Source organism: Paenibacillus konkukensis, from assembly GCF_023523925.1.
GTDB lineage: Bacteria > Bacillota > Bacilli > Paenibacillales > NBRC-103111 > Paenibacillus_S > Paenibacillus_S doosanensis.
In genome coordinates, this window is sequence record NZ_CP027059.1 from 4,667,130 (window position 1) to 4,693,206 (window position 26,077).

Annotated in this window: 24 protein-coding genes and 2 pseudogenes; 16 read left to right on the top strand and 10 right to left on the bottom strand. The window is 56.0% G+C overall.

Features of this window, described 5'->3' with window-relative positions; all coding sequences use genetic code 11:
• Positions 1-175: 175 nt before the first annotated feature.
• Together SK3146_RS20225 and SK3146_RS20230 are read left to right on the top strand one after the other, a co-directional pair.
• A complete protein-coding gene (locus SK3146_RS20225; RefSeq protein ID WP_249860515.1) occupies positions 176-2,107 on the top strand; it encodes a cache domain-containing sensor histidine kinase in 1,932 nt (643 codons plus the stop codon).
• Positions 2,085-3,251, top strand: a complete 1,167-nt coding sequence (locus SK3146_RS20230; protein WP_249860516.1) for a response regulator — start codon at positions 2,085-2,087, stop codon at positions 3,249-3,251. The genes SK3146_RS20225 and SK3146_RS20230 overlap by 23 nt, the downstream gene beginning before the upstream one ends.
• A gap of 61 nt (positions 3,252-3,312) precedes the next feature.
• On the opposite strand, the gene SK3146_RS20235 is transcribed toward SK3146_RS20230, so the two are convergent.
• From SK3146_RS20235 to SK3146_RS20245, 3 genes are all read right to left on the bottom strand, one after another.
• Entirely contained in the window at positions 3,313-3,849 is a 537-nt protein-coding gene (locus tag SK3146_RS20235) for a helix-turn-helix domain-containing protein (protein ID WP_249860517.1), read from the bottom strand.
• Positions 3,850-4,038: 189 nt separating this feature from the next.
• Positions 4,039-5,568 (bottom strand): DHA2 family efflux MFS transporter permease subunit, encoded by a 1,530-nt coding sequence (locus SK3146_RS20240; RefSeq protein ID WP_249860518.1) that lies wholly within the window; start codon positions 5,566-5,568, stop codon positions 4,039-4,041.
• Positions 5,569-5,580: 12 nt separating this feature from the next.
• A complete protein-coding gene (locus SK3146_RS20245; RefSeq protein ID WP_249860519.1) occupies positions 5,581-6,219 on the bottom strand; it encodes an HlyD family secretion protein in 639 nt (212 codons plus the stop codon).
• Positions 6,220-6,381: 162 nt separating this feature from the next.
• Here SK3146_RS20245 and SK3146_RS20250 point away from each other — a divergent pair, with 162 nt between their 5' ends.
• Positions 6,382-6,924: an NAD(P)H-dependent oxidoreductase gene (locus tag SK3146_RS20250; protein WP_249860520.1), complete on the top strand. Its 543-nt coding sequence runs from the start codon at positions 6,382-6,384 to the stop codon at positions 6,922-6,924.
• A gap of 22 nt (positions 6,925-6,946) precedes the next feature.
• Positions 6,947-7,429, top strand: coding sequence for a hypothetical protein (locus SK3146_RS20255; protein ID WP_249860521.1), 483 nt, complete (start codon positions 6,947-6,949; stop codon positions 7,427-7,429).
• A gap of 58 nt (positions 7,430-7,487) precedes the next feature.
• On the opposite strand, the gene SK3146_RS20260 is transcribed toward SK3146_RS20255, so the two are convergent.
• From SK3146_RS20260 to SK3146_RS20270, 3 genes and pseudogenes are all read right to left on the bottom strand, one after another.
• Complete coding sequence (locus tag SK3146_RS20260; protein WP_249866380.1) at positions 7,488-8,153, bottom strand: MgtC/SapB family protein; 666 nt, start codon at positions 8,151-8,153, stop codon at positions 7,488-7,490.
• A gap of 199 nt (positions 8,154-8,352) precedes the next feature.
• A pseudogene (locus tag SK3146_RS20265) lies at positions 8,353-9,959 on the bottom strand (glutamine--tRNA ligase/YqeY domain fusion protein).
• A gap of 169 nt (positions 9,960-10,128) precedes the next feature.
• Positions 10,129-10,809: a 3D domain-containing protein gene (locus SK3146_RS20270; protein WP_249860522.1), complete on the bottom strand. Its 681-nt coding sequence runs from the start codon at positions 10,807-10,809 to the stop codon at positions 10,129-10,131.
• Positions 10,810-11,045: 236 nt separating this feature from the next.
• Here SK3146_RS20270 and cls point away from each other — a divergent pair, with 236 nt between their 5' ends.
• From cls to SK3146_RS20290, 4 genes are all read left to right on the top strand, one after another.
• Positions 11,046-12,506, top strand: coding sequence for a cardiolipin synthase (cls, locus tag SK3146_RS20275; protein WP_249866381.1), 1,461 nt, complete (start codon positions 11,046-11,048; stop codon positions 12,504-12,506).
• 69 nt (positions 12,507-12,575) lie between these two features.
• Complete coding sequence (locus SK3146_RS20280; protein WP_249860523.1) at positions 12,576-13,421, top strand: DUF72 domain-containing protein; 846 nt, start codon at positions 12,576-12,578, stop codon at positions 13,419-13,421.
• 22 nt (positions 13,422-13,443) lie between these two features.
• On the top strand, positions 13,444-14,244 hold the full coding sequence (locus SK3146_RS20285; protein ID WP_249866382.1) for a M48 family metallopeptidase: 801 nt from the start codon (positions 13,444-13,446) through the stop codon (positions 14,242-14,244).
• Between the two features lie 81 nt (positions 14,245-14,325).
• Positions 14,326-14,613: a hypothetical protein gene (locus SK3146_RS20290; RefSeq protein WP_249860524.1), complete on the top strand. Its 288-nt coding sequence runs from the start codon at positions 14,326-14,328 to the stop codon at positions 14,611-14,613.
• Between the two features lie 181 nt (positions 14,614-14,794).
• On the opposite strand, the gene SK3146_RS20295 is transcribed toward SK3146_RS20290, so the two are convergent.
• Positions 14,795-14,998: a DUF2231 domain-containing protein gene (locus SK3146_RS20295; RefSeq protein ID WP_249860525.1), complete on the bottom strand. Its 204-nt coding sequence runs from the start codon at positions 14,996-14,998 to the stop codon at positions 14,795-14,797.
• A 38-nt stretch (positions 14,999-15,036) separates the two neighbouring features.
• Positions 15,037-15,333: pseudogene (locus SK3146_RS35300) on the bottom strand (DUF2231 domain-containing protein); the annotation flags it as partial.
• Positions 15,334-15,569: 236 nt separating this feature from the next.
• Between SK3146_RS35300 and SK3146_RS20305 the strand changes: the two are divergent.
• From SK3146_RS20305 to SK3146_RS20330, 6 genes are all read left to right on the top strand, one after another.
• The gene (locus tag SK3146_RS20305; RefSeq protein WP_249860527.1) at positions 15,570-15,815 is read left to right on the top strand and encodes a hypothetical protein; all 246 of its coding nucleotides are present in this window, start codon (positions 15,570-15,572) and stop codon (positions 15,813-15,815) included.
• Positions 15,816-15,858: 43 nt separating this feature from the next.
• Positions 15,859-16,311, top strand: a complete 453-nt coding sequence (locus SK3146_RS20310) for a Dps family protein (protein WP_249860528.1) — start codon at positions 15,859-15,861, stop codon at positions 16,309-16,311.
• Positions 16,312-16,449: 138 nt separating this feature from the next.
• Positions 16,450-17,667 (top strand): class I SAM-dependent methyltransferase, encoded by a 1,218-nt coding sequence (locus SK3146_RS20315; protein WP_249860529.1) that lies wholly within the window; start codon positions 16,450-16,452, stop codon positions 17,665-17,667.
• Positions 17,668-17,767: 100 nt separating this feature from the next.
• Complete coding sequence (locus tag SK3146_RS20320) at positions 17,768-18,109, top strand: hypothetical protein (protein ID WP_249860530.1); 342 nt, start codon at positions 17,768-17,770, stop codon at positions 18,107-18,109.
• Between the two features lie 146 nt (positions 18,110-18,255).
• Positions 18,256-20,235 (top strand): methyl-accepting chemotaxis protein, encoded by a 1,980-nt coding sequence (locus SK3146_RS20325; RefSeq protein ID WP_249860531.1) that lies wholly within the window; start codon positions 18,256-18,258, stop codon positions 20,233-20,235.
• Positions 20,236-20,524: 289 nt separating this feature from the next.
• Positions 20,525-21,121 (top strand): DNA-deoxyinosine glycosylase, encoded by a 597-nt coding sequence (locus tag SK3146_RS20330; protein ID WP_249860532.1) that lies wholly within the window; start codon positions 20,525-20,527, stop codon positions 21,119-21,121.
• Positions 21,122-21,385: 264 nt separating this feature from the next.
• Here the strand turns inward: SK3146_RS20330 and SK3146_RS20335 are convergent, their stop codons facing one another.
• The gene (locus SK3146_RS20335) at positions 21,386-21,544 is read right to left on the bottom strand and encodes a hypothetical protein (protein WP_249860533.1); all 159 of its coding nucleotides are present in this window, start codon (positions 21,542-21,544) and stop codon (positions 21,386-21,388) included.
• A 360-nt stretch (positions 21,545-21,904) separates the two neighbouring features.
• On the opposite strand from SK3146_RS20335, the gene SK3146_RS20340 reads away from it, so the two are divergent.
• Both SK3146_RS20340 and SK3146_RS20345 read left to right on the top strand, forming a co-directional pair.
• The gene (locus SK3146_RS20340; RefSeq protein ID WP_249860534.1) at positions 21,905-22,450 is read left to right on the top strand and encodes a hypothetical protein; all 546 of its coding nucleotides are present in this window, start codon (positions 21,905-21,907) and stop codon (positions 22,448-22,450) included.
• A gap of 160 nt (positions 22,451-22,610) precedes the next feature.
• Entirely contained in the window at positions 22,611-23,660 is a 1,050-nt protein-coding gene (locus SK3146_RS20345) for a hypothetical protein (protein WP_249860535.1), read from the top strand.
• A gap of 131 nt (positions 23,661-23,791) precedes the next feature.
• Here SK3146_RS20345 and SK3146_RS20350 read toward each other — a convergent pair whose 3' ends face one another.
• Positions 23,792-25,987 carry a transglycosylase domain-containing protein gene (locus SK3146_RS20350; protein ID WP_249860536.1) on the bottom strand — a complete coding sequence of 732 codons (2,196 nt, stop codon included), beginning with the start codon at positions 25,985-25,987 and terminating at the stop codon, positions 23,792-23,794.
• Between the last annotated feature and the right edge of the window lie 90 nt (positions 25,988-26,077).

The window sequence follows — 26,077 nt, forward strand, 5'->3', positions numbered from 1 at the left end:
GCCCGACATGCCGGCCGAACCCGGCCTCCAGAGCGCAGGCTGCGGATTGTCCAACCGCCTGCGCCATAACCCGCCCGCGGCGCGGTCCCGCCCATTCTCCCAACATTTCCGTTGGTGCTTAAAAGCGGATTATTGTTGTATAGTTAAATCAGACGGTAGGAGAGGGGCGTCGGCCGTGCGGCGAGGGTTGCATTCGATTCATAACCGGCTGTTTTTTCTGTTTCTGATCTGTATGCTCAGCCTGCTGCTGGTCGTCAGCGGCCTGTATTATAAGCGGTGGACGGATCAATTTCATCAGAAATTCAGCGATATTGCGCAAAAAAACGTCTATCAGACGGTCGAGCTGTTCGACCTGCTGCTTCAGGGCTACAATTCGCTCGCCAAATCGATTGCCGGCAATCTGGATATGCAGCGGCTGATGGCCGATGAGAATAATAAAGATTCTGCTTTGAAAGCGATTAACGAGCGGACGATCGTCAACATATTGGGCAGCATCTTCTATTCCAGGGAAGATCTGATCGGGATTCATGTCATCTCGAATGGGGGCGCTCTGTACAGCTACGGCAGCATGATGAGCGTCATCGATCCGAAATATGCCGAGTCGTCCTGGTACCGGGCCGCAGAACGATCGACGGGGGAGCTTGTCTGGTTCGGGGTTCACGAGCATTCGTTAATCGATCAGAAGGAGACCCAGCCCGTGTTTTCGTTCGGCAGACGGCTCTACGATTTTCATACCCACCAGCCTATAGGCGTTCTGCTCATCGAGATGAACCCGAAACCGGTCGTATCCGCCTTGTCCAATCTCAGCCTCGGGGCGCACAGCGAAGTATACATGCTGTCCAAGGTGGGCGAGGTCATGGGCTCGGCCGGCTCGTCCCCGGGCGATTCGAAGCTGCTGAAGCAGCTTGGCGGCCGGCCGCCGCTGATGCAGGAGCACGAGGTGGTCGTCCGCGAGACGGCCGGACTGCTGGTCGTCGCTTCGCGCCCGGCGCTGGCCGACTGGCAGTTCGTCAGCCTGACGCCTTCGCAGGATATGAACGTGGAGATGGATCAGATGAAGCATTATTTGCTGTTGGTCGGCTCGATTCTGGTGGCGGTTTCGACGGTGATGGCGACGCTGGTGTCCAAATCGTTCGCGGCTCCGCTCAAGCGGCTTATTCATCAAATGAAACAGGTGGAGCGAGGCAATTTCCATGGAGTCGTCAGCGTTAATTCTTATGAAGAGATCAATATTCTGGTCGCCTCGTTCAATCAGATGGTCGCAAGGATGGAGGAGCTGATCGGCCGCATCCGTGCGGTGTCGGAGAGTGAGAAGAACGCTCAGCTGCTAGCGCTGCAATCCCAGGTGAATCCGCATTTTCTGTACAATACGCTCGATATGATCTATTGGATGCTGGATGAGCAGGAGAACGACCGGCTCGGCCGGGTCGTCCTCTCCTTATCCCATATGTTCCGCTACAGCAGCCATTGGGAAGGGGATTCCGTCGTCTCGCTCGGCGAAGAGCTGGAGCAAATCCGCCATTATTTGACGATTATCGAGACGAGGCTGGAAGGGCGGCTCCGCACGGAGATTGCGGTCGACGAGCGGTGGCTGGCGATGCGGCTGCCCAAGATGACGCTGCAGCCGCTGATCGAGAACGCCGTCAAGCACGGCCTGGAGCCGATGCATGAGGCGGGGCGGCTTCGCGTGTACGGCGAAGCGGACGATGCCATGCTCCGGCTGTTTGTCGAAGACAACGGGCCGGGCATGGATGAGCCGACGCTGCGGCGGCTTAAGCGCACGCTAAGCGACAGCTTGGCGCAGGGCGGCGGCGAGCGAGCCCTGGAGGAGAGCGCCGCGGCTGCGGAAGACCGCGCCGCGCCCGCCCATGCCTCCGCGGCTGCAAAGCCGCGGCGAGGCATAGGCCTGCAGAACGTGCATCGCCGCCTCGTGCTGATGTTCGGCGAGCCGTACGGCCTGGATATCCGCAGCCGTCGCAGCGCAGGCCGGGCCCACGGGGAGAGCCGGGGACAGGGGCAAGGCACGACCGTCGTAGTTACCATTCCGCTGAACGTACGTCAAGAGCAGGAGAGGGGGCCGCTGCATGAACATCCTGGTGGTGGATGATGAGAAAATTATACGCGAAGGGGTCAAACGGGCCATCTTGGCCGGATATCCGGCCTTCCGTGTGTTTTTGGCGGCATCGCCCGAGGAGGCGATCGAGGTGCTGCGCAGCGAGCATGTCGATATCGTGTTCACCGATATTTTGATGCCCGGGATGACGGGGCTGGAGCTGATGAGGCTGGCCGGACGCCGCCATGCCCACGTGAAGTGGATCGTCATCTCCGCCTATTCGGAGTTCGCCTATGCCCAGGAAGCGATGCGGCTCGGAGCACGCGATTATCTGATCAAGCCGATCGGCAAGGAGAAGCTGATCGGACTGATTGCGGCGCTGGACGGCGAGCTGCAGCGGGACAGCCGGCTCACCCAGGAAGCGCAGCTGCTGAAGTCGAATTTGAAATATTTGCGCGAAGCCGTCTTTCAGCGGTGGGCGTCGGGATTGGATATCGGCCGCTTCGATATGTCCGCCCTGACCCGCGAGCATCCGCAGTATTACTTGATCATGGTGCGGCTGGAGAGCGAAGGCAGGACGCATCTGGAGCATTTTATCGTGGACAATGTGCTCTCCGAGCTGATCGAGCGCAAAGGCTGCGGCTTCGTCGTCAGTCTGGATACCCATAGTCTGCTGGGGCTCGTGACGCTGCAGGAGGGGGCCGGGTTTGAGACGTTCGCCGCAGAGCTGCGCAGCCATCTGCACCAATACTTGAAGGTGCCGTTTCAGCTCGCTGGCAGCGGATTGCTCAGCCACTTCGCAGGCATACCGGACGAAGTGAAGAAGCTGAAGCAGACGGGCGGCTCGTCCCCGGTCACTTACGACCGAGGCAACGAGAGCGCCATCGATGTGGCGCTGCAATACATTCGGACGCACTACGAGGAAGATCTGTCGCTGGAGAAGGTCGCGTCCGTCGTCTATTTGAATCCGGTTTATTTCAGCCAGCTGTTCAAGCTGAAGACCGGCCAGGGGTTTAAGGAGCATATTATTCAGCTGCGGATGGAACGGGCAAAGGAGCTGCTGCAGGACCCTTACCTGAAAATCGCCGACATTGCGGAGCGGGTCGGCTATCAGGATATGAGGCATTTCACGCAAGTATTCCGCAAGAAGCTGACGCTGACCCCTACCGAGTACAGGAGGCGGCTTGAGCAAAGCTGACGACTGAAGCCGCAGAGCCCTTAGGTTGGGCGCTGCGGCTTATTTTTGTTCCTATCGAGGGCTATTTAATTCTGCTTTCATTGTAGCTGGCGATCAGAATGGCCGCCGGTTCTTCTCCCGCATTGACGACTTTATGGGGCACGCAAGCCTGCCAGGAGAAGGTATCTCCTTCTTCTAACGTAAATTCGTCTTCCCCTTGGGAGACGATCACTGTTCCCTTCAATACCATATGAATTTCGACGCCTTCGTGCACGTGGGTCTCCTCGTTTGCGGGAGGCCCGGGCGGAATCTCGATCAGCATAAGGCGCAGGCCTCCTTCGTCGCCGAGATGCTCTACCTTCAGCTTATCCTTGAACAGGCTGAAAGTCCGTTCTCCTTTGCGGACGACCTTCATCCGCTCCTCCTGTTTGAGCAGCAAAAAAGCAAGGGGCACTTTTAAGTAGTCCGCGATCGACTCCAGAGTCGCCAGAGAAGGCGACGTTTTATTGTTCTCCACCAGACTCATAAACCCTTGGGACAGTCCGGTAGCTTCGCATAATTGCCCTATCGTAATGCCTCTTTTTTTGCGAATCGCCCGAATCGCCGTTCCGACTTCCATCGTTTCATCCCCGTTTTTTGAAAATAATGCCGTTATGCCGCCGGAATCCGGCTTAGGAGCGTGACAGCCCCGTACCGGCCGCTGCGGCTTCTTTTCATCTTAGCGAATCGCAATGGATTTTGCAAAGCCGGAAAATGCCTGCGGCCCCTGCAGCCGAACACGCCAGGGAGGGCGCCATAGGCGAATGGGCTATTCCTGCGGTGCCTTCGCATGCTTGGCCTTACGCAGAAACAGGGAGAAAAATAAGCCTATCACGGTGATTAACGTAGCTACCATGAACGCGTCGTTAATGCCGTTAATAGTAGAATGGGTCGCCGCCAAGGAATACAGCGTTTGAACGGCCAGAGTGCCTCCGGCTTGAACCGCTTGGCCCGATTCGAGCGCCAGCTGCTGGCCGAATTCCCCGATATTTTGCATCAGCGTCGTATTCGTCTCGGTGATTTCGTTGGAATAATCGGCCAAATGGATCGTCGTGCGGCTGGACATCACGGTGACGAGCAGCGCAGTACCGATGGAGCCCGCCACTTGTCTCGTCGTATTGGACATCGCCGTGCCGTGGCTTCCCAGATGCCGCGGGAGCTGATTCAAGCCGGCGGTTTGTACGGTCATCATCAGCAGCGACATGCCGAACATGCGAATCGTGTACAGCAGCATGATATGGTTATAGCTTGAATCGCCGGTCAGCTTGCTGAATTCCAGCGTTGTAACGGCGGTAATAATGAGCCCCGCAATCGCGAGTGGGCGGGCGCCGATACGATCGAACAGCGCGCCTGAGATTGGGGACATGACCCCCATAACCAGCGCGCCCGGAAGCAGCAGCAGACCGGACTGGAGCGGCGTAAAGCCGCGGATATTTTGCAAATAGATCGGCAGCAAAATCATCGCCCCGAGCATCGCCATATTGACCGCCGCCCCGATGATGGTGCTCATCGTGAACACATCGTATTTGAAGACGCTCAGATTGAGCAGCGGCTGGGCCGTCGTCAGCTCCCGCCAAATAAACAGGAGCAGGAAGATGACGCCGATAATGAAGCTGCACACGACTAGAACGTCGGTCCAGCCTTTGCTTCCGGCCTCGCTGAAGCCGTAGAGCAGAGCGCCGAAGCCGATCGTCGAGAAGATCGCTCCCGACAGGTCAAGGGGCGGATAGGTGAGCTTCGTGACGTTTTTAAGCCATTTGGCCGCCAGCAAGATGTCCAGGATGCCGAGCGGAATCATGGCGTAGAACAGAATACGCCAAGTATAGTTCTGCACGACCCATCCGGCCAGCGTAGGACCGATAGCCGGAGCGAAGATCATGACGATCCCCATCGTGCCCATCGCCGCCCCCCGTTTTTCCGGAGGGAATACGGCCAGGAACACGTTGGTGATCATCGGCATAAGCACACCGGCTCCGATCGCCTGTATAATTCTCCCGAGCAAAATGATCGAGAAGTTAGGGGAGATAGCGCAGATCAAGGCGCCTACTGTAAAGGCAACCATCGCGAACAGAAACAGCGAGCGGGTACCGTACGTCTCGATCAAATACGCCGTAATCGGAATCAGTACCCCGTTCACAAGCATATAAGCGGTGGACAGCCATTGAATGGTCGTGGCAGAGACGTTGAAATCGTTCATCATATGGGGAATGGCTACATTGATGAGCGTTTGATTCAATATGGCCACGAACGCCCCGGCCATAAGCACCGTCAGCGTGCGGCCGATCGATATATTCTCCATTCAAACCCCCTGCTAAATATGAATTCGTACGGATACGTTCATCCCGGGTACGATGGCCAGACCGTTGTAGCCGTCAAGCGTTATCGTAATAGGAATAACTTGAGTGACCTTGGTATAGTTTGCGTTCGTATTGGAGCTCGGCAGCAGCGAAAACGTGCTTGCCGTCGCCAAGCCGATTTTATCCACCCGGCCCGTCAGCGTCGTTCCCGGGAAGGCATCGGCGTAGATGTCTACCGACTGACCGATCTTGACGTTATTGATCTTGGTCTCTTCGATATTGGCCGTTACCCACAGATGGCCCATATCGAATCCGCGCGCCAGCGTGGAGCCGGTCGACACGAACGAGTTTGGCACGACCGATTGCTGTACGATCGTTGCATCGATAGGCAGCGTCAAATCGACCTTGGATGCGCCTCCGGCGGTTTGTATGCTGCCGAGGCGGTCTCCGGAACGATAAGCTTTGCCGACTTGGCCCGTCCATTCGACGAGCTGGCCTGAAGCTATGGCGGCAACCGTAACAGGCTGGCCGTCGAATTTCGCATTGTCCGTAGTGACATAGTTAATTGAACGGTTATAGTAGTAAATTGCTGCGCCGGCACCGCCCAATATAAGGATCAAAACCAAAATATTGATCAGTATTACTCTGCTCATGTTTTTTTCATCCTCCAAACATCCGATTTTCTGTAGACATTTTCCCCGATCGGCTGGCCGTTTATGCAGCAATTTCTAATTCGTTAATTTGCGGGAACTCTCATACTTTGTCGCTTCATGGGGAAAATTGATGAGGAAGCACTAGGACAGGGAGGACATACCATGAAAATCATAGTGGTTTACGATAGTGAGAACGGCCATACGGAAGCACTCGCCAGCTCCATTTATGAGGGAGCGACGAGTCATCCGTACGCCGAGGTGCATCTGCAGCACGTCAATCAGGCCAATCCGAACGATTTGGTCCATATGGATGCGATTATATGGGGCTGCCCGGGCCATTTCGGTACGATCAGCTCCGGGATGAAAACCTGGATCGATCAATTGGGTTATTTATGGGCGCAGGGCAAGCTGATGAACAAGATCGGCGCCGTATTTTGCACGACGGCTACGGTTCATGGCGGCATCGAAGCGACGATGCTGAATCTGATCACGCCGATGCTCCATCAAGGGATGATTATTGTCGGACTGCCCGGCAATGTTCCGGAAAATGCGCTGTACGGCTCCTATTACGGGGTCGGCGTCACTTGTCCTGTCGAGGCTTCGCCCAATGATCCGCCGAATTTGCCTAAGGCAAACGACTTGGCTTTGGGTCGGGCGCTGGGGAAAAGAGTCGCCGAGATCGCCTTCAAAATGAATCCAAAATAACAACGAATCGGGTGCTTTGCATATGCTATATATTATTTTTGGCGCGATAGCAGTAGTCGGCTTAGCCTTTTTAATCGTGTATAATTTGCGGGTGGATGCCGCACGGAAGAAGCGGGAGCAGGCGACGGAGCGGTCCGGCGAGCCGCCCGTTCGGGCGATGGAGCAGGAGAGTGCGGCCCGGCCTGCGCAGGAGGAACCGGCGCCTCCGGCCGAGCCTGCCCACGCTGCGGTGCCGGCGGAAGCCGCTGCTTCGCGGCCGGCCGCAGCAGCCCCCGTCGTAAGAGAAGCTGCGGCGGAGCGTCCGAAACCGGCGCAGCCGCCCGCCGCTCCGGCGGTTTCCGCCAAGGCGCATAGCGATAGCGATTACCGGCAGGCGCTGCGCAACTTCGGCGGCACAGGGGAGCAGGAGCGTCAGGATGAGTCGGCGGAGACGCCGCCCGGGAAAATCCCCACCGATCAGCAGTTCCGCGAAGCACTGCGGTCTATGAAAAACCAGAGGGAATAATGCGCAAAAAGGCCCGGCATCCGGAGGGGATCTCCGCGAGCCGGGCTTTTTGCCGCACCTACTGAATCTCTACCGCTTTGATGGACGAGGAGTCCTGAATCAGCGAAAGCAGCGGCCCCGCGCCGGTCGAGGTGGGAAGCTGGACCGTCATGTCCAGGACGATCTCGTCCGCATCCTTCTCCTCCGTTTCGGCGTGAAAGCTGAGTATCGACACGTTCCTGTCTTGCAGCAGCTGCCGTACCCGTTCGATGCATCCGGGTTCGTTAGCTACGCGCATTGTCAAATGCTCCGTCTTGGGCGCGGCCAGCCAATGAAAGCGGCTGTGCAGCAGCTTCTGGGCGGCCAGAATGATCAAGGTGACGCCGCCTCCGACCCAATACAGCCCGGCGCCGACCGCCATCCCCATGCCCGCCGTCGCCCAGACGCCTGCAGCCGTAGTCAGCCCCTTGACCGTCTGCTTCTGCATGAAGATCATCCCGGCGCCGAGAAATCCGACGCCGCTGACGACTTGAGCCGCTACCCGGGACGGGTCCAGCGTCAAATTATGCCAGCCGGTCTGGTCTTGAAAGCCGTATTTGGAGATCACCATCATCAGGGAAGCGCCGACCGCCACGACAAAATGGGTGCGGACTCCGGCTTCTTTCATCCGGTTTTTCCGTTCGTACCCGATCAGCGCCCCGCATATTCCGGCCAGAAGCACTCTAAGCAAATAATCGAATTCCATGCGAATCACCTTCCCGATCGTTCATATTAAGATATGATGAATGCGCTGCCAATTTCATCGGCGCTGCACAGAGCTGGGGTTCAGTATTGTTCATTTATATTACCATAACGGTTTTATAATTAAAGTAAAATCGTTCAAATTGAAAAAAGCAGACCCGCGCCTGTAACGGCGTCCGGATCTGCTGCATAACCCGATGCGATTAGAGCGCAAACGAGCTTTTCAACGATACGATGCGATTATATACGAGATGCCCCGGCTTGCTTAAGCGGGAATCGACATTGAAGTAGCCATGGCGGAAGATTTGGAACTTATCCTGCGCTTTCGCGTCCTTCATATTCGGCTCGACGAAGCCTTGAACGACCTCCAGCGAGTTCGGATTAATGTGCTCCATGAAGTTGTCGCTGTCGCCTTTTTCCTCATCCAAAATTAAAGGCTCGAACAGGCGGAACTCGGCGGGAAGCGCATGTTTGGCGTCGACCCAATGGATCGTTCCTTTTACCTTGCGGCCGGTAAAGCCGCTGCCGCTCTTCGTTTCGGGATCGTACGTGCAGTGGATTTCAACAATATTGCCTTCCGCATCCTTGATAAAATCATTGCATTTAATGAAATAAGCGTGCTTCAAGCGGACTTCATTACCGGGGAACAGCCGGTGATACTTGCTCGGCGGATTTTCCATGAAGTCGTCCTGCTCGATATAAATCTCCCGGGAGAACGGAATTTGCCGCATGCCCATTTCCTCGTTTTCCGGATTGATCTCGGCATCCAGCATCTCCACTTGATCTTCCGGATAATTCGTGATAACGACCTTCAGCGGGCGCAATACCGCCATCGTCCGGGGAGCCTTCAGCTTCAGATCCTCGCGGATAAAATGCTCCAGCATCCGCTCATCGGCGACGCTGTAGCTTTTGGCGACGCCGGTTTCCCGCACGAAGCTGCGGATCGCTTCCGGCGTATAGCCTTTGCGGCGCAGGCCGCTGATCGTCGGCATCCGCGGATCGTCCCAGGCGTCGACGATCTTCTCGTCGACGAGCTGCTTCAAGAACCGCTTGCTCATGACGGTATTCGTAATGTTCAGGCGCGCAAATTCGTACTGTCTCGGTCTATGCTCCATCTCGCATTGTTCCACGACCCAATCGTAGAACGGACGCTGGTCTTCGAACTCCAGCGTACAGATCGAGTGGGTAACGCCTTCGATCGCATCCTCCAGCGGATGAGCGAAAGCATACATCGGATAAATGCACCATTTATCGCCGGTGTTGTGATGGGTCGTATGCGAAATACGATAGATGACCGGGTCGCGCAGGTTAATGTTCGGCGAGCTCATATCGATTTTGGCGCGCAGCACCTTTTCGCCGTCCTTGAATTCCCCGGCCCGCATTCTTGCGAACAAATCGAGGTTCTCTTCAATGGAGCGATCGCGGTGAGGGCTGTTTTGCCCCGGCTGGGTCAAGGTGCCGCGGGTCAGACGGATTTCGTCCGCGGACAAGTCGTCGACGAAGGCAAGCCCCTTGTTGATCAGCAGCACGGCACGGCTGTACATTTCTTCGAAATAATCCGAAGCGAAAAACAATCCGTCCCATTCGAAACCAAGCCAAGCGACATCTTCTTTGATCGACTTGACGTATTCGGTATCTTCCTTCAACGGGTTGGTATCGTCGAAGCGCAGGTTGGTTCTGCCCTTGAATTCATCGGCCAGCTCAAAATTCAGACAGATCGATTTGGCGTGCCCGATATGCAAATAACCGTTCGGTTCCGGGGGAAACGGGTGACAATCTGGTCGACTTTGCCGGATTTTAAGTCTTCCATGACGATGTTTTTGATGAAATTGGATGATGCAGACGGGTTCTCCAACAGAATCAACCTTTCTTACGTAATAGTTTATCTTAATATAATACACAAAAATGCGCTGAAATATAATGGTCCCGTCTTTGAATCTATGAATTTTTTGGGGGAAATCCCGAGGTTTGCTTATACTTTAGGACAACACATACACCTTGACGTTTTTCTTGACGCCGAATTGCCGAGCCTGCGTCACATCGTCCATGAATACGTCGATTCGAGCTCCGCGTACGGCCGATCCGGTATCTTCCGCGGTGCGGATGCCGACGCCGTCAATAAAAACGGTAGAGCCTATCGGTATGACCTTCGGGTCTACGGCGATCGTCCGTCCTTCCTCCGCTTTGCTGCCGCTGTAGGTAATGCCGTAGCCGGTGCTGGAAGGGGTCTTGCCTGTCGATTCGATACCCGCCGTATACGCGGTGAGCGTGGAGCTCAGCACCTGCTTGATGACCTTCTGCTGTCCGTCCGGGAGCGGCAGCGTCGCCTCGGAGTCGGGGATTCTCAGCTGCTGCCCGACGGTAAGCAGGCGGGCATCGACGATATCATTCTCGGCCATGAGCGAGGCGACGCTCACATTGAAATCGCGGGCAATTTGGTACAGCGTATCACCGCTATTAATCTGGTAGACAAGAGGTTCGGGAACAGCCTCTTCCTCCGGCGCCGGGTCATCGCTGTCCAGCGATAGATGATAGGACGTAATCTCCAGCAGATCGTCGCCGTCGTCGGAGACATGATACGCATAGACATAAGAGGTTACAGTCAGGTTTATGGCGAGCAACACAAGCACAAGCAGAGTTAGATTCGGTTTAATGGGCATGATCGGTTATCCTCCTTACTTGAATCGATTCTAGTAACTAGATTTACCGAATCTGCTAGATTATAAACATCCGTTGTTCGCGAAGGCGGCATTAGGGTATAGTACGATTAGGATTGGAAATCTGCGGAGCCTGTGCCGGCCGGGCATGACGTTCGCGGCAGCGGGTACATCAGTGAACAAGAGTATATGAAGAAGAGGTGGCTGCATGATAACAAAAGCAACCCGGGGTGAACACGATGCATGTATGGACGGCGGGCCTATGGAAGGCGCTGAACGATTGGCTGCCGCTAATTAATTTGCTGTTCGCGGCGGCGATCATTTTTTTGGAACGGCGCAATGTGGGAGTTACATGGGCTTGGCTGATGGTGCTGCTTTTGCTGCCGGTCGCCGGTTTTTTGTTGTATATTTTCCTCGGGCAAAATTTAGCCAGACAGAAGGTATACCGCATACGTCCGCGAATAGAGCAGACGGTTCGCGAGGAGATGCGGGAGCAGGCGCAGAGCTTGCAGCGCAATACGTTTGCCTATAACGATCCGGCCGTTCGAGATCACCGAAGGCTGATCTACATGAATTTAATGAACGGGTTTTCTCCGCTGACGCAGAACAATGAGGTGACGCTGTATACCGACGGCGTCGAGAAATTCGAGGCGCTTATTCAGGAGATTGCCGGCGCGCGGCTGCATATTCATCTGCTGTATTACAAGATCGGCAGCGACGAAACGGGCGGCAGACTGGTGGCGGCGCTGACGGCCAAGGCGAAGGAAGGCGTGCAGGTCAAGCTGCTGTACGACGATATCGGATCGCTCGGAGTGAAGCGGAGCATGTTCGATGAGCTGCGGGCTGCGGGCGGAGAAGTGTTTCCCTTCTTTCCGGCCAAAATTCCTTATTTGAACTTTCGGCTGAATTATCGCAACCACCGGAAGATCGCTGTCATCGACGGGAGGAGCGGATTTATCGGCGGTTTTAACATCGGGAATGAGTACTTGGGTTTAGACCGCAGCATCGGCTACTGGCGGGACACGCATCTGAAGCTGCAGGGGGACGCCGTTCACCGTTTGCAAATCCAGTTTCTGCTCGATTGGGGCATCGCCTCGAATCAGGACTCGATGGTGGAGAAGGGGATGTTTCCGGAAACTCAAGGGAATGCCAAGACCGCCGTGCAAATCGTAGCGAGCGGCCCTCATTCGGCCAGGCAGCAAATCAAGAACGGGTTTATCAAATTTATATTTGAAGCCCAGAGGCGCATTTACATTCAGACGCCTTATTTTATCCCCGACGACAGCTTGCTGAATGCGCTGAAGATTGCTGCGCTATCCGGCATCGACGTACGGATCATGATTCCTAGGAAGAGCGATCACCGCTTCGTGCAATGGGCCTCCTTCGCTTATCTGGGGGAGCTGCTGCGCGCGGGGGCGAACTGTTATTTATACGATAACGGTTTTTTGCATGCCAAAACGATGGTGGTGGACGGGCAGGCCGCGTCCGTAGGGACGGCCAATATGGACCGCCGGAGCCTTGAACTGAATTTCGAGATCAATGCATTTTTATTCGATGCGGACGTCGCTTCGCGGCTCGAGCATATTTTCGAACGCGATATCCTTCACTGCCAGCTGCTGACGCTGGAGCATTACGATAATCGGCCGGCGCTGAAGCGGGCCGCCGAATCGGTGGCGCGGCTGTTGTCTCCGATTTTATGATTGAAAAGGGAATGGTTTCCATTATACAATGAAATTCGGACGAGCAAGCCGAAACAAGAGGTGACTTCTATGATACAGATCGGGCTCGCCGGCTGGGGGGATCACGACGACCTGTATATGCAAGGGACCCCGGCACGGGACAAATTGAAAGTATACGGCAGGCATTTTCCTATCGTCGAGGTGGACAGCTCCTTTTATGCGGTGCAGGCGGAGACCACGTACGAGAGATGGGTTCAAGAAACGCCGGACGGCTTCAGTTTCATCGTCAAGGCGTATCAAGGCATGACCGGCCATCTTCGGGGAAAAAATCCGTTCGATTCCGAGGAAGCGATGTTCCGCTCGTTCTGCGAATCGATTCGCCCGGTGCAGGCCGCGGGCAAGCTCAAAGCGGTGTTATTCCAGTACCCGCCCTGGTTCGACTGCACGCGAATCCATGTCGATTTGCTGCGCGAGGCGAGGGAACGCATGGGATCGATCCCGCTTGCGCTGGAGTTCCGGCATCAGAGCTGGTTTACCGCCGATATGAGGGAGCGGACGCTGAACTTTATGATGAAGGAAGGCTGGATTCACAGCATCTGCGACGAGCCGCAGGCGGGAGAGGGATCGGTGCCGATCGTGCCGCATCCGACAAGCCGCGAGCTGACTATTGTTCGCATGCACGGCCGCAATCAGCAAGGCTGGAATCAGGGAGGAGCGCCTAACTGGAGGGAAGTGCGGTATTTGTACCGGTATAACAGCGAGGAGCTTTCGGAGTGGAAACGGCGTTTATTGCACCTGCAGGAGCAGACGAAGGAGCTGTGCGTCATATTCAATAACAACTCGGGCGGGGATGCTGCGGCGAACGCCAAGCAGTTGATGGAGATGCTCGGCATGCAGCCTGAAGGCTTTTCCCCGAAGCAGCTTGATTTATTTTGACAGGAGGCGTGATTGATTGATCATGAACCACCGTTTGGTACATGAAAATGAGACGGCTTTATTTATTATTTGTGCGGTGATCAGTTCGCTGATCTATGTAAGCTTGATTTTTTCGGTGATCGGTATTTTTTATATTATTCTGGGAGTCGTGATTTCCGTTATTTTTCACGGGCTTGCCGTAGCGGGCATCCGCAGCTCGGGGGTGAAGCTGTCCGCACAGCAATTTCCGGTCGTTTACGAAAAAGTGCAGGAGCTGTGCGTCCATATGGAGATCGCAAAGGTGCCCGATGTGTTCATCGTCCAGTCGGGGGGCATTCTGAACGCTTTCGCTACCCGGTTCATGGGACGGAATTTCGTCGTTCTATACTCCGATATTTTCGAACTGGTCGAGCAGGGGAGCGACGAGGAGCTGAGCTTTGTGGTCGCGCATGAGCTGGCGCATATTCAGCGCAACCATATCCGTAAGCACGTATGGATTTGGCCGGCGCTGTGGATTCCGTTTCTCGGCAACGCCTACTCGCGCTGCTGCGAGTATACTTGCGACCGGATCGCGACGGCTTACACCGGCAACGCCGCGGCGGCCGTTCGTGCTCTTACGGTGCTTGCCGTCGGCAAGCAGCTGTTTGCGCGCGTCAATATCGGCGAATATGTCGAGCAAAGCCGCAATGAGCGAGGTTTTTTCGTCGCGTGGTACGAATGGTTATCCACCCATCCGCCGCTTCCGAAGCGAATCAATGAAATTTGGCGGTTTCATGCCTACCCGCAGCTGCTCGGCTATGAGACGAGCCGGTTTGAAACGGAGGATCGAACCGCTGCTTTATAACAAATCAGGTGGCATAAAAGGCCTCCCTTTGTTCCATAGTAAGCAGGGAATGAAGTTTATATCAAGGGAGGCGTTTCTTATATGGCACGACATGATTCCAGCTTGCAATCGCAAAATCCGATCTCGCAGGCACAGAACTCCGTTCATACGGCGCATCATGCCGTCAAGCAGGCTCAGAGCCATCCGAGCGCGCAGCTGATCGAGCAGGCGGAGACCGCAGTCGAGCGCGGGGAGCGCGCAGTGGATCAGGCGGGCTTAAGCCAAAACCGGCAGGCGGTCGAGGAAGCGCGCGCCGATTTGGCGGAAGACCGGGCGGCGCTGCAAAGCCTGGCGCCTATGGAGAGCCCGGAAGAAACGGAAACGAGATAAACCGGCTTGCGCCGCAAATCACGATAAGCATTAGACCTGGATCACCGGAGTCATCCGGCTTTCCGGGTCTTTTTTTTGCCGGTTCCGTTGCCGGAAAGCCCAGATGCCGCTCTGTGCGCTTCATACCGGACATAGGCGAAGGCTTTGCCTTTCGGATGAGCCCCTGGCGGCAGGCGGGGGCTTAAGGCTGCGTTCTGCCGCCGCCTTCGGGAGGCGTTCCGCTCTGCGATGCAGGCAGCCCGTTAGGCCGCTGCATGCCGGGGCCTTTCTCCTTATGCACCATCTGCCCGCCCAAATGCCCCGTGTAGGTAATGAGTAAAACGCCCACCAATGCGGCTGCCAAATAAGCGGGATTCCTGCCGTTTTCTTTTTCCATATGAACCACAGACGTACGAGCGACAGAACGATAAACAGCGCCATCGACAGCTGGCCGTACAAGGCATGCTTTTGGACGGCCGGATTCGGCATGGAAGGGCCGGTCAGCACGGATGCCACGGCCCCTAGCGTGCCTGCAAACAGGCAGAGCGCCGCCGCCGTGTGCCATTCGCGTTTGTTCAAGGTCCAAGCGAGCAGATCGAAGATGAAGCTGAAAATGAGCATTGAGAGCGGAATATGAATCAAAATAAAATGCAAATTTTTCACGATATAATCCATGCGGTTCTTCCTTTCTTTTTTCATACATCTAAACAGATCTCGGCAAAATTTCAACGAACGGAGCATCACACTCGCTTTTTTTGAACTTTTTACACTACATTATGTAGTTCTATTGAGGCTTTTACTCACTACATGACGTAGTGTTGTCTTCATTTTATCAGAACAGCGCCTCGCGCAGCCTTAAAGTATGCTTAAAATTTGTTTTTCTCCCGTTGTTCTTCACTGAACCTCCAACATACTTCACCGGCAATAAGGGCATAATAACGTCCGAGTTCGACAACTTAAGGAGGGTATTGTCAACTATGGCTGATGATAAAAGCATGAAGCCGGTATCCGGCGAAGAGGTTGAAACGGACGGAATTTACGAAAACGAATGGGGACGGGAAGAAACGCTGAAGCGCGGCGACGAATTTCCTTTCGATCCGGTCATGGGCCAAACCGAATGGGAGCTGACAAGCTTTCCTCTCGAAAGCCAGGAACAGGAAATGTATAAAGATACGAGCGGCAATACCAAACCCAGACTGCATATCGACCGCGGCGACAAATAAATGGGCTTAAGATCAATTATTACAGACAGGAGCGTGAATAATTATGGCGACAGCAACTACGGTGTCGGTTGAAAAGGTGTTAAATAAGCAGGTGGCCAATTTCGGCGTGCTCTATATTAAGCTGCATAACTATCACTGGTATGTGAAGGGACAGCAATTTTTTACGCTGCATGTCAAATTCGAAGAGCTGTATGACGAGGCTACGCTGCATCTGGACGCAATCGCCGAAAGGCTGCTTACGTTGGGAGGCAGCCCGGTCGCTACGATGCAGCAAATGGTGCAGGAAGCTTCCATCAAGGAAGCCGTCGGCCGGGAGAAGGCCGAGGAGATGGTCCGGCATTTAATCGAGGATTTCAACACGATCAATAAAGAGCTGCAGGAGGGTATGGAAGCCGCTGAGCAGTCCGGGGATGAGTCGACTTCCGATATGCTTCTCGGGATCAAATCGAGTCTGGAGAAGCACACCTGGATGCTGAAATCGTTTTTGGGTTCATAATCGACAATATGACGGCGCTCGCTTTCGGCGGGCGTTTTTTAATTGTTCCGCGGAAATGCCGCGGCTCGCTTTCCCAAGGGGCGTTTAGGTATAATAAGGAAGACGGGATAAGAACAGAAGAACGGAGAATGAATCATCATGGAATCGATAGCTTCATTATTGCAAGAGCTTGCCGAGAGCCGCGCCCTTATTCAGGGCACGTTCAGCCAGCCAAGGAAACGCGAGCAAGACGGGTGCGCCAAAGTAACCGTGAAGCCGGTGGAACTAAAGGGGGGATTGTTCTATCAATTCAGCTCCTTTGTCGGCAAGAAGGTGCTCCACGATAATGTAAGACCGGAGGAAGCCGCGGAGAAGATGGAAGCTTTGCTGGGGGAGACATTCCGGCAGGCGCTGCTTCAAGCGGCGGAAGCGGACTATCAGGTGCTGATCAGCAAGAAAGGAAAGGCCGGCATTCTGAAGAAGCCTCCGACGAAGAAAGCGGCGGTGCAGCTGGACCATAACCGCAAAAAAAATTATGTGCTGGAAGAAGGGAAGCCTGTTCCTTTCTTGGTCGAACTGGGCATTATGAATGCCGAGGGCAAAGTGCTGGCCAAAAAATACGATAAGTTTCGTCAGATCAACCGGTTCGTTGAAATGATCGCCGATGTCGTTCCTCATTTAGCCAAGGACAGAACGCTTCATATTGTCGATTTCGGGTGCGGAAAGTCTTATTTGACCTTCGCCTTGTATTACTATTTGCAGGTAGTTCAAGGATTGGACATTCAGGTCATCGGACTGGATCTGAAAGAAGACGTCATCTCGCATTGCGCCGGGCTGGCGGAGAAGTTCGGCTACGACCGGCTGCAGTTTCTCGTCGGCGATATCGCGCAATATGAAGGCTTGGAACGCGTAGACATGGTCGTGACGCTCCACGCCTGCGATACGGCTACGGACGCCGCTTTAGAGAAGGCAATCCGCTGGCGGGCGGACGTGATTTTGTCGGTGCCGTGCTGTCAGCACGAGCTGTTCCGTCAGGTCGAAAGCGAAGTGCTCGGACCGCTGCTTGAGCACGGCATCCTGAAGGAGCGCTTCTCGGCGCTGGCGACCGATGCGCTCCGCTCCAAGCTGCTCGATATTATGGGTTACAAGACGCAGCTGCTGGAATTTATCGATATGGAGCATACGCCCAAAAATGTGCTGATCCGCGCCGTTAAAGGTAAACGCCCCGCCCCCGCAGAGCTTGCCGCCCTTGTCGGCAGCTACGTAGAGTTTCGCAGGTTTCTGCATGCCGATCCGTATTTGGAGCGGGCGCTGCATAAAGAGCTTCAGCCGCTGCTGGAAGCATATGCCCCGGCTTCGGCGGCCGGAAGAGGTTAACCATCCCGGAAGCCCGGCTGCAGCTGCGAGCGGAGAACGTTTTTGCAGGCGCAGTCGGCGTCTTTCACATAGACCTTTGTAAACAAGGAGGGAGCCGGAAATGGAGAAGAAGCTGGTTAAAGGAGGCCTGTACGGCTTTGTTATCGGCTTGTTGCTGGCGCTGCTGTTTTGCTCCGACAAAGAGACGGTTCGTCAGGCGGGGAACGTGATTGCGAGCCGGGATTTGCCGATGAGGGATTATATTCTCAAGCTGCTGCGGTATGCAGCCGGTTGTTCCCTTGGCACTGCGGCGGTATTGTGGCTGCGGGAGTGGATCGAGCGAGACGGCGCCGCGGGCAGGGAGCCTTCCTTTTGGGCCGGATATTTCAAGGCCTTCTTCGTCGTGCTGGCCATCATTATCGTTCTGATGCTGCTAAGCGCTTTAGTTTCAAAGTGGCTGTAATCGGTTGGAGCACAAAAGAAACGCCGGAGCGAATTGTCGAATTGTTACATGAAATGTCATATTTGTCCAGTTGATACTAGGCCTATTTTCCTAAAAACATTGTATAATGGGTGGTATGTTTTGTCAGGAAACGGGGGGCTCTTACGATGAACTGGTTCTCATCTTTAACGGGAAAATTTATGATGTATACCGGCGTTATTTTATTATTGCTCATGAGCGGCATTTATGCTGTGGAATGGCACGAAATTAGCAGGGATGCAGAGGCTCAGCTGTTGGATAAAGGAAGCAGCCTGGCCATTGCACTGTCCAAAACGCTGCAAAGCATTACCGAAGACGATATCCGCAACGGAATCGTGATGAAAAACGGTACCCGGCTGTCCGGAGAGGAACTGAAGCAGCGTTTGTTCGACGATCGGCTGCAGGTTGTACCGGAAAGCGAGGAGGAGGCCAAGAAGCGCTCCAAGAGCGGCGGCTATGCGGAAGAGACGCAGAAGCTGTATGATGGCCGGTCCATCCCGCTTTCCCAATATGAGCTCAAATATATAAGCGCTTTCGACGATTATACCGACGATCGCTGGCAGGCGGTCATCGACAGCTTTCTGACCGACGATAATGTGTTGTTCGCCGTCCCGGCGATGAATTCGAGCAATCCGGATTTTGCCGGCTACATAGCTACCCATAACAGCAAATACAGCCTGCAGGGAGAGAACTCCGAGGACGAATGGGGCGCCTCCGGACTGCTGAGCCAGCAGTATCGCGCCAATCGGGTATTCAATGACGAAACCGGCTACAATTCGGCGGCAAGCCAGGATACGTCCAAAGCTCTGCTGCAAAAGTATCCCCGCAATATGGGCGGAAAAGTGGTCGAAACGTGGAATATCTCCTATCCGCTTGTGATCGACGGCAAGCATTGGGGCGGAGTTAGGGTCGCTTTATCCAAAGAGGGCTCGGACGCTTTGGTTGCGAAGCAGCGTACGCTAATGGGCGGGGCGTTCGCAGCCCTGTACGCCGCCATTCTAGTTCTGCTGTTCCTATTGTCGCGGTTCATCGTTGCCCGCAGGCTGCAATCCGTGCTCAAGGCGGCTGCGAATTTGAACTCGCATGAAGCCGACTTGACATACCGCATTCCGGTGAAAGGAAATGACGAGATGGCTATGCTGGCCGCCGAGGTGAACCGGTTCATCGTTCATTTGCATACGATGATCGGTACCGTACGGGACATGTCCGACCGAATCGGCGGTATCTCCGGGATGCTGACCGAGAGCGCCTCCCAGTCGACTGCAATGGCCTCCGACATATCCCGGACAGTGGGAGAGATGGCTGCGGGAGCCGAGAGTCAGGCTATCGGAGCGGAGGACAGCGCCAAGGCGATGGAGGAAATGGCCGCGGGAATTCAGCGTATCGCCGAAGCCTCGGCGCGCGTATCGGAAGCGACGCAGCAGCTTGTGCAAGAAGCCGAGCAGGGGAGCGGCGCCGCGGAGCACGCTATGCACCAGATGGGGACGATGAGCGAGGCCGCCCGCAAGGTCGGAGAGGCGATCCGCAAGCTCGATGAGGGCATGCAGACGGTCGGGGATATGGCGCATGTCATTTCCGGCATCGCCGCGCAAACGGGGCTGCTTGCACTGAATGCCGCGATTGAAGCGGCAAGAGCCGGGGAGCACGGCAAAGGCTTCGCCGTAGTGGCAAGCGAAGTGCGGAAGCTGGCGGATCAATCGGAGGCTTCCGCCACGAGCATTCATGAGCGGGTCGACGGACTGCAGGCTTCGATGAGGGAGGCCGTCGAAGCGATGGAGCTAGGCGGGCGCGAAGCCGATCTTAGCGTTCGCCAGGTAGGACATGTACGCGATGTCTTGGGCCAGATGAGCGAAAGGATTCACCGTATTTCCGAGCAGATGGAGGAAGCGTCGGCTGCGGCGGAGCAGATGACGGCAAGCACGGAGGAAGTGACCGCCGGCATCGAAGAGATGGCACGGATTGCCGGATCGGCATCCGATCACTCCCGGAAGGTGGCGGCCGCTTCGCAGCAGCAGCTGCGGGAATCGGAGGCGACCCGGGAGCAATCGGACAAGCTTGGCGAGGCGGGACGGCAATTACAGGAAACGGTGGGCAGGTTCAAGGTTTGACCGGTGCCCGTTCGGGCGCCTTCCTTCGGCCCGGCGAAACGGCTGGACCCTCGCCGCGTTGATCGGTCTCGGGCCGATTACGGGACTCAGCTTCAACTGGTTTGCGAAGTGCTGCTGAGTCGGCTTGTAAAGCAAGAGATCAAACCGGGAAGGACGGGAAGGTTCGAGAATAGACCGCTCGGGAAGCGCGGGGGTTATCGTTGTCGCTGGGATGACATCCGTTTAATGGCGGATACGGGCGACTGCGAACCCTCCGCCGCAATAACGGAAGAGGTGAGGGGGAGTTACGTTGAGTACGGAGCGAGAGAAATTGCAAGGACTGCCGCCTGTAGCGGGCGTTGCATGCAGGACGCTGGTGCTCGGCTCGATGCCCGGAGCGGCATCGCTTGCCAAGCAGCAATATTACGGCCATCCCCGCAACCATTTCTGGCGGCTGCTCTATGCGGTGTTCGAAGCCGGGGACGGCTTGAATGGCTCGGAGTATCCGGAGCCGGATGACAGCTACGGCCAGCGGTTGAGCTTCGCTCTGTCCCACGGCATTGCCTTGTGGGACGTGCTGGAGGCTTGCGAACGGAAAGGAAGTCTGGATACCGATATCCGCAGACCGGAAGCAAATGATTTTCCCTCATTTTTCCGGGCGTACCCGGCGATCGACAGGGTGTTCTTTAACGGAAAGGCGGCGGGCGAGCTGTTTCACAAACAGGTAGCTCCTCGCCTCAAGGAACAGGGGCTCGGCGATCGGATTCGCTGCGCGGTACTGCCTTCCTCCAGCCCGGCTCATACGGTTCGGTTCGATGAGAAGCTTGCCGCTTGGCGGCAGCTGCGCGATGCCGGGCGGTCCGAGATGCCGCAGGGAAGAACGGATGACGCCGACGGCGAACGCTAAGCATCGGCGCCTGCCGGAACGACAAAGAGGGCCGATAAGGCCCTCTTTATGCAATAACGCTTTGCATCGCTTCACTGGATACCTCATGGCCGCGGCGAAGGGGTCATTTTTGCATAAGCGCAGCGATGCAGCGATCTCTCTCTGATTGCTGCGGCAAGAAGCCGTGTTACGGCTTCTTTTTCGTTGTTTAGGAAATTATGCGCAGCAATATCCTGTGGATATCCGGGGGCTCCCCCGAAAGTAATCGGAATAAGCTTCAGAGCATCACGTCACTTTTGGGGGATTTGTTCTAATGGCCCCGTTCAAATTTTTGGTCGTTTTTACGCCTTCGACGGTATCGTTAACGAACTCCATATCCTGATTTTCCGCTTTCATCGAAGCGGTTCCTTCGTAATTGCCTTGATGCTTTTTGTTTTCGGACATGATTGCCACAACTCCTTTTTCTATTGAACTGACAATAGCGGTTGCCTCGGTCGTCCGCGCCCGCTGCCGACGGCATTACAGGATGCGAAGCGGCGTCTGTTCTTAAACTTGCCTTGACGGTGCACATTTATTCTTCGTGGCCGCATCGGCATGTTTAGAAACGCTGTTGGTATACTAAAGTGTAGCGGAAAACGATCACTGCGCATGTGAAAACGTCCTCTAGTCTCGGCCCTCCCCCGATTTCTTGAAACCCCGGGAACAAAGGGATATGCCAACTTTCTATAGACGTTTTTTGCTTAGCGAAGTTTTTTCAAACGCAGGTTTTAAGAGTAAAAATGACCGATGCTGGGAGATGGAGATATGGCTCGACAGACGGGTAAAGTACCTTTCGGTTATGTGGAGGAAGATGTACGCAAAAAGGCGAGAGGCACCGTATGGGTATACGACAGCTTCGAAGCATTCGGAGCGGAGCAGCTTGCAAGGCTGATCGGAATGGCCGAGCACAAACAAGTAACTAAGCTTGTATTTTATCCGCTGCATGAAGAGACGTTAAAAAGGATGGGATACCGCGATACGGCCCCGTGGTACCGCAGAGCCGAGGAGCTTGAGCTGCTTATAGAGCGGACGGAAAGTCCGGTCGATATCGTCCTGGACCGTTTCGAAAGCAAGCGCAAAAAATATACTCCGGCCGACACCGCCTTCCGCTACCTGGCGGAGAAATACGCTTCTCCTCATTTTGTTTGGGTTACGGCGGAAATGGCGAGCAAGCTCGCGTCCTTCGAATCGTTTAAGGAGTGGATTAAAAAACTGCGGCTTTGGATCGATCTGAAGTCGGCGGGGCAGACGCCGCAAGAGCTTCATCCCCGGCTCAGGGAGGCTGCCGGAAGATGGGATGCGGTTGAATAAGCCGCCGGTTGCAAGGCGTGCTGCGGATGAACCCGGAACGGAAGTATCGCCGGCCGAGATCCAGCGCGGTTGAATTCGGATATCTCAAGGACCCAAAACGGCCGTCCGGTTGCGAAGCTTATAGTAACCTACAGAAAGACAAAGAGTGCAGGAGGGGACTATGAGAACAATCGCATGGATCATCATCGGCTGCATATGTATCGGGCTGGTTTCCTATGGCGTTTTCGGCTATGGAGACGACCAAGCGTCGGCGGAAATTTCTCAGGAAGCCGCGGGGCAGTTCGTGCGGATGGATGACGACGGGAAGAAGATCGTTATGACTGTTGACGGCCAGCAGGAGGTTTATCCGGTTTCGTCAACCGTGTGGGTATACCGCGATAATCAAAAGTCGGGTACAGGCGATTTGCAAAGCGGCGATACGCTGGATGTTATCCTGAACAGCAAGCATCAGGTCGCGTATATAAAAGCCGCAAGCACGGGACAAGCCTCATCGGCTGCGTCCGAAGCGCCCGAAGCCTCCGGGGCGCCTGCACGGGAAAGAGAAGAAGCGGCGGCTTCGCAGGCAGAAGCGTCGCTATCGGCCCCATCGGCTCAGAAAGCGCCGATGGATTCGGCGACCGGCGATCAGAAGCTGATCGGTCCGGAGCTGCCGCAAGGATCGTTCCGGGCGGACGAGGCGCCGGCAGCGGGGATTGCCGGCAGCCCGGTTGACTCCGGTCAGCAGCCGAGAGGAGACGCGGCTTCCGGGGCCGGAGCGTCGGCATCTCCGCCGGTTTCCGCGAATGCGGGCGGCTGGGAGAAGCTGAGCTTCGATTGGAAGAGCCGCGGCTTCGAACTGAAGGTGAAGCAGGAGCCGGGTAAGCAGGGAGCTTCCTCCAAGGGAAAAAGCGAGCTGTATTTGAAGACGGACGATCGCTCCGTCATTCATCTGGACGGAAACGAAGCGGACTCTTTTATCCGTACGCTTATGCAGGGGCTTCCGATGGAGCCGAAATCGTTTGAACAAGCGTTAAAGCAAAAGATCGCTTCGGAATTCCGGTTAAAGAGCGTGCCGGCCGATTGGAAGGTTGACGTCAAATGGCCCGAAAAAAAGCCCGCAGATTCAAATCCGCCTGGGACGACCCCTGGAGGCAAGGTTAAAGGTTACGATAAGAATAAAGAGAAAGCGAACGATTATGGCAAGGGGAAGTACGGGGCGCGCGATGATTGACGGGCGGCCCGGACTAGAAATCCAAATACTGGTAAACAAAACTGCGTGCAGGCGGTATAAATAGAACGGCCCTGTCCATAACGCCCGATTGGGCGGCGGACAGGGCTGTTCTCGTATGGCTGCGGAAGGCGTCAATGCTCCTTCGGCTTGTTTTTTCCTTTGGACGATCCGCGGGAATTTCCAGGCGTATCCTTAGCTTCCCGTTTCCCCAAGCCCAGCTTCTCCCGAAGCGTTTGCTCCCAGGACGAGCGGACATTGGGCTGCGGACCGGACTTCGGCTCAGACTGAGGTTCAAGCTCCGGTTCGGGCTCATAATCGGGAGGTACGGTGAATGGCGCGGACGGTACGCCTTGCAGCGCCCGGCTCATGATTTCCTTGAACAGCCCGGCAGGCGCGGCTCCGCCTGTCGTCAAATAATGGTTCTTGTCGGTCTGGTCGTAACCGATCCAGACCGCCGCCGTCAGTTCGGGCGTGTAGCCGACGAACCAGGCGTCCTTAATGCCGTTCGCGCCGATATCCGCGAACTCCGCGGTGCCCGGCAGCTGCGTCGTGCCGGTCTTGCCTGCGATCGGCCGCTCCAGCTTAGCGGCCTGCCCGGTCCCTGACTTTACTGCGTCCTGCAGCAGTAAAGTCAGGGTATAGGCCACGGCCTGCGTCGTCACCTGCGCCGGCTGGGCCTTGGCCTCGACCAAGGGGAGACCCTCCTTGGTCGTTACCTTCACGATGGCGTGCGCCTGCTGCCGCACGCCGAGATTGGCGATGGCGCCGAAGGCCTGCGCCATCTCAAGCGGGGAGACGCCCTCGGACAGGCCGCCGAGGGCGATGCTCAGACTGCGGTCGGCCGCGCCGAGCTCGATGCCCGACCGCCGCGCGAAGTCGACGCCGGCGTCGATGCCGATCTCGTTAAGCAGCCAGACCGCGGGGATGTTCCAGGAGCGCATGATCGCCTCGCGCAGCGTGACCTGTCCGCGGGTCTGACCGTCCCAATCCCGGGGACGGTAACCCGCGATGTCGAGCTCGCCGTCGTACAGCGGCGAGCTCGGCTTGTACCCGCGCTCCAGCGCCGGCCCGTATACGACAAGCGGCTTGAACGACGAGCCGGGCTGGCGCTTCAGCTGGGTCGCATGATTGAAGCCGCGGTATACCTGCGTCCCGCGAGCGCCGACGAGAGCGCGGATGCCGCCGGTCGTTTGATCGAGGAGGACGGTTCCGCTTTGGATGAGCTGGTCAGGCCGGCTCTCGGGGAACAAGGCGTCATCGGAGTATACGTCCTGCGCAGCCTGCTGCACCTTCGGGTCCAGCTCGGTATAGATGCGCAGCCCTGCCGTTAAGATCTGCTCCTCGGTAAAGCCGTACAAATCGGCGGCTTCCTGAATGACGTAATCGACGTACGAAGGATATTTGCCCTTTAACGATTCTTCTTCGTTACGCTGCTTGAGGACGATCGGCTTGGAAACGGCCTGATCGTAGGCGGCATCGCTGATGAAATGCTGTTCCTTCATCAGCGACAGCACGAGATTGCGGCGTTCCAGCGCTTTATCCATATGCTGCAGCGGCGAATAAACGGAAGGAGCTTTCGGCAGAGCCGCGATGAGCGCCGATTCCTCCAGCGTCAGCTGCTGCGCCGGCTTGGCGAAATATTCTTCGGCCGCCCCTTCGACGCCCCATCGGCCTTCGCCGAAATACACGCTGTTCAAATAAAGCTCAAGAATTTCATCCTTGCTGTAAGTGGCGTTGATCTTGAGCGCATAGCCGGCTTCCTTCAGCTTGCGGCTCAACGTTTTATCCGACTGCAGAAACAGGTTTTTGGCAAGCTGCTGCGTCAAGGTGCTGCCGCCTTCCTTGAGCTCGCCCGACTTCAGGTCGCGCAGCAGCGCTCGGGCCGTCGACCACAGGTCGATACCGGCGTGCTCGTAAAACCGCCGGTCCTCGACGGCGATGACTGCATTGCGCAGATCGGCCGGAATTTGTTCGAGCGGCACCGGATCGATCCGGGAGGAGGATAGCTGTGAGGCGGGCCGGCCGTCGCGGTCCATGATCAGCGTAGGCTCGGGCAGCGGATGCTCAAGCTTGCCGATGTCGAGCCCGCGGACCCAGACGGCCGCCGCTCCCGCGGTAGCCAGGCTGGCGATTAGCACCGCTGCACCCGTGGCGAGGACGATTCGCAGCCGGCCTCGGCGAGTTCTTTTCCCCGCGGCTGAACCGCTCGAGGCACCGGAGGACGGGCTGCCTTCCGCCGCTGTTCCGGCTGCGGCCCGGGCCGCGGACTGCGTCTTCTTACGGCGCCATCGTTTGCGAAGCAGAGATAATAAAGATGTATTGGACATAAAGGACCCCTCATTGTGCATTGTGCTGCCGCTTGCCCGTACGGGCGGAACGAAGCTGTGTACTGCTACAATGTTCGGACGCCGGCGTTA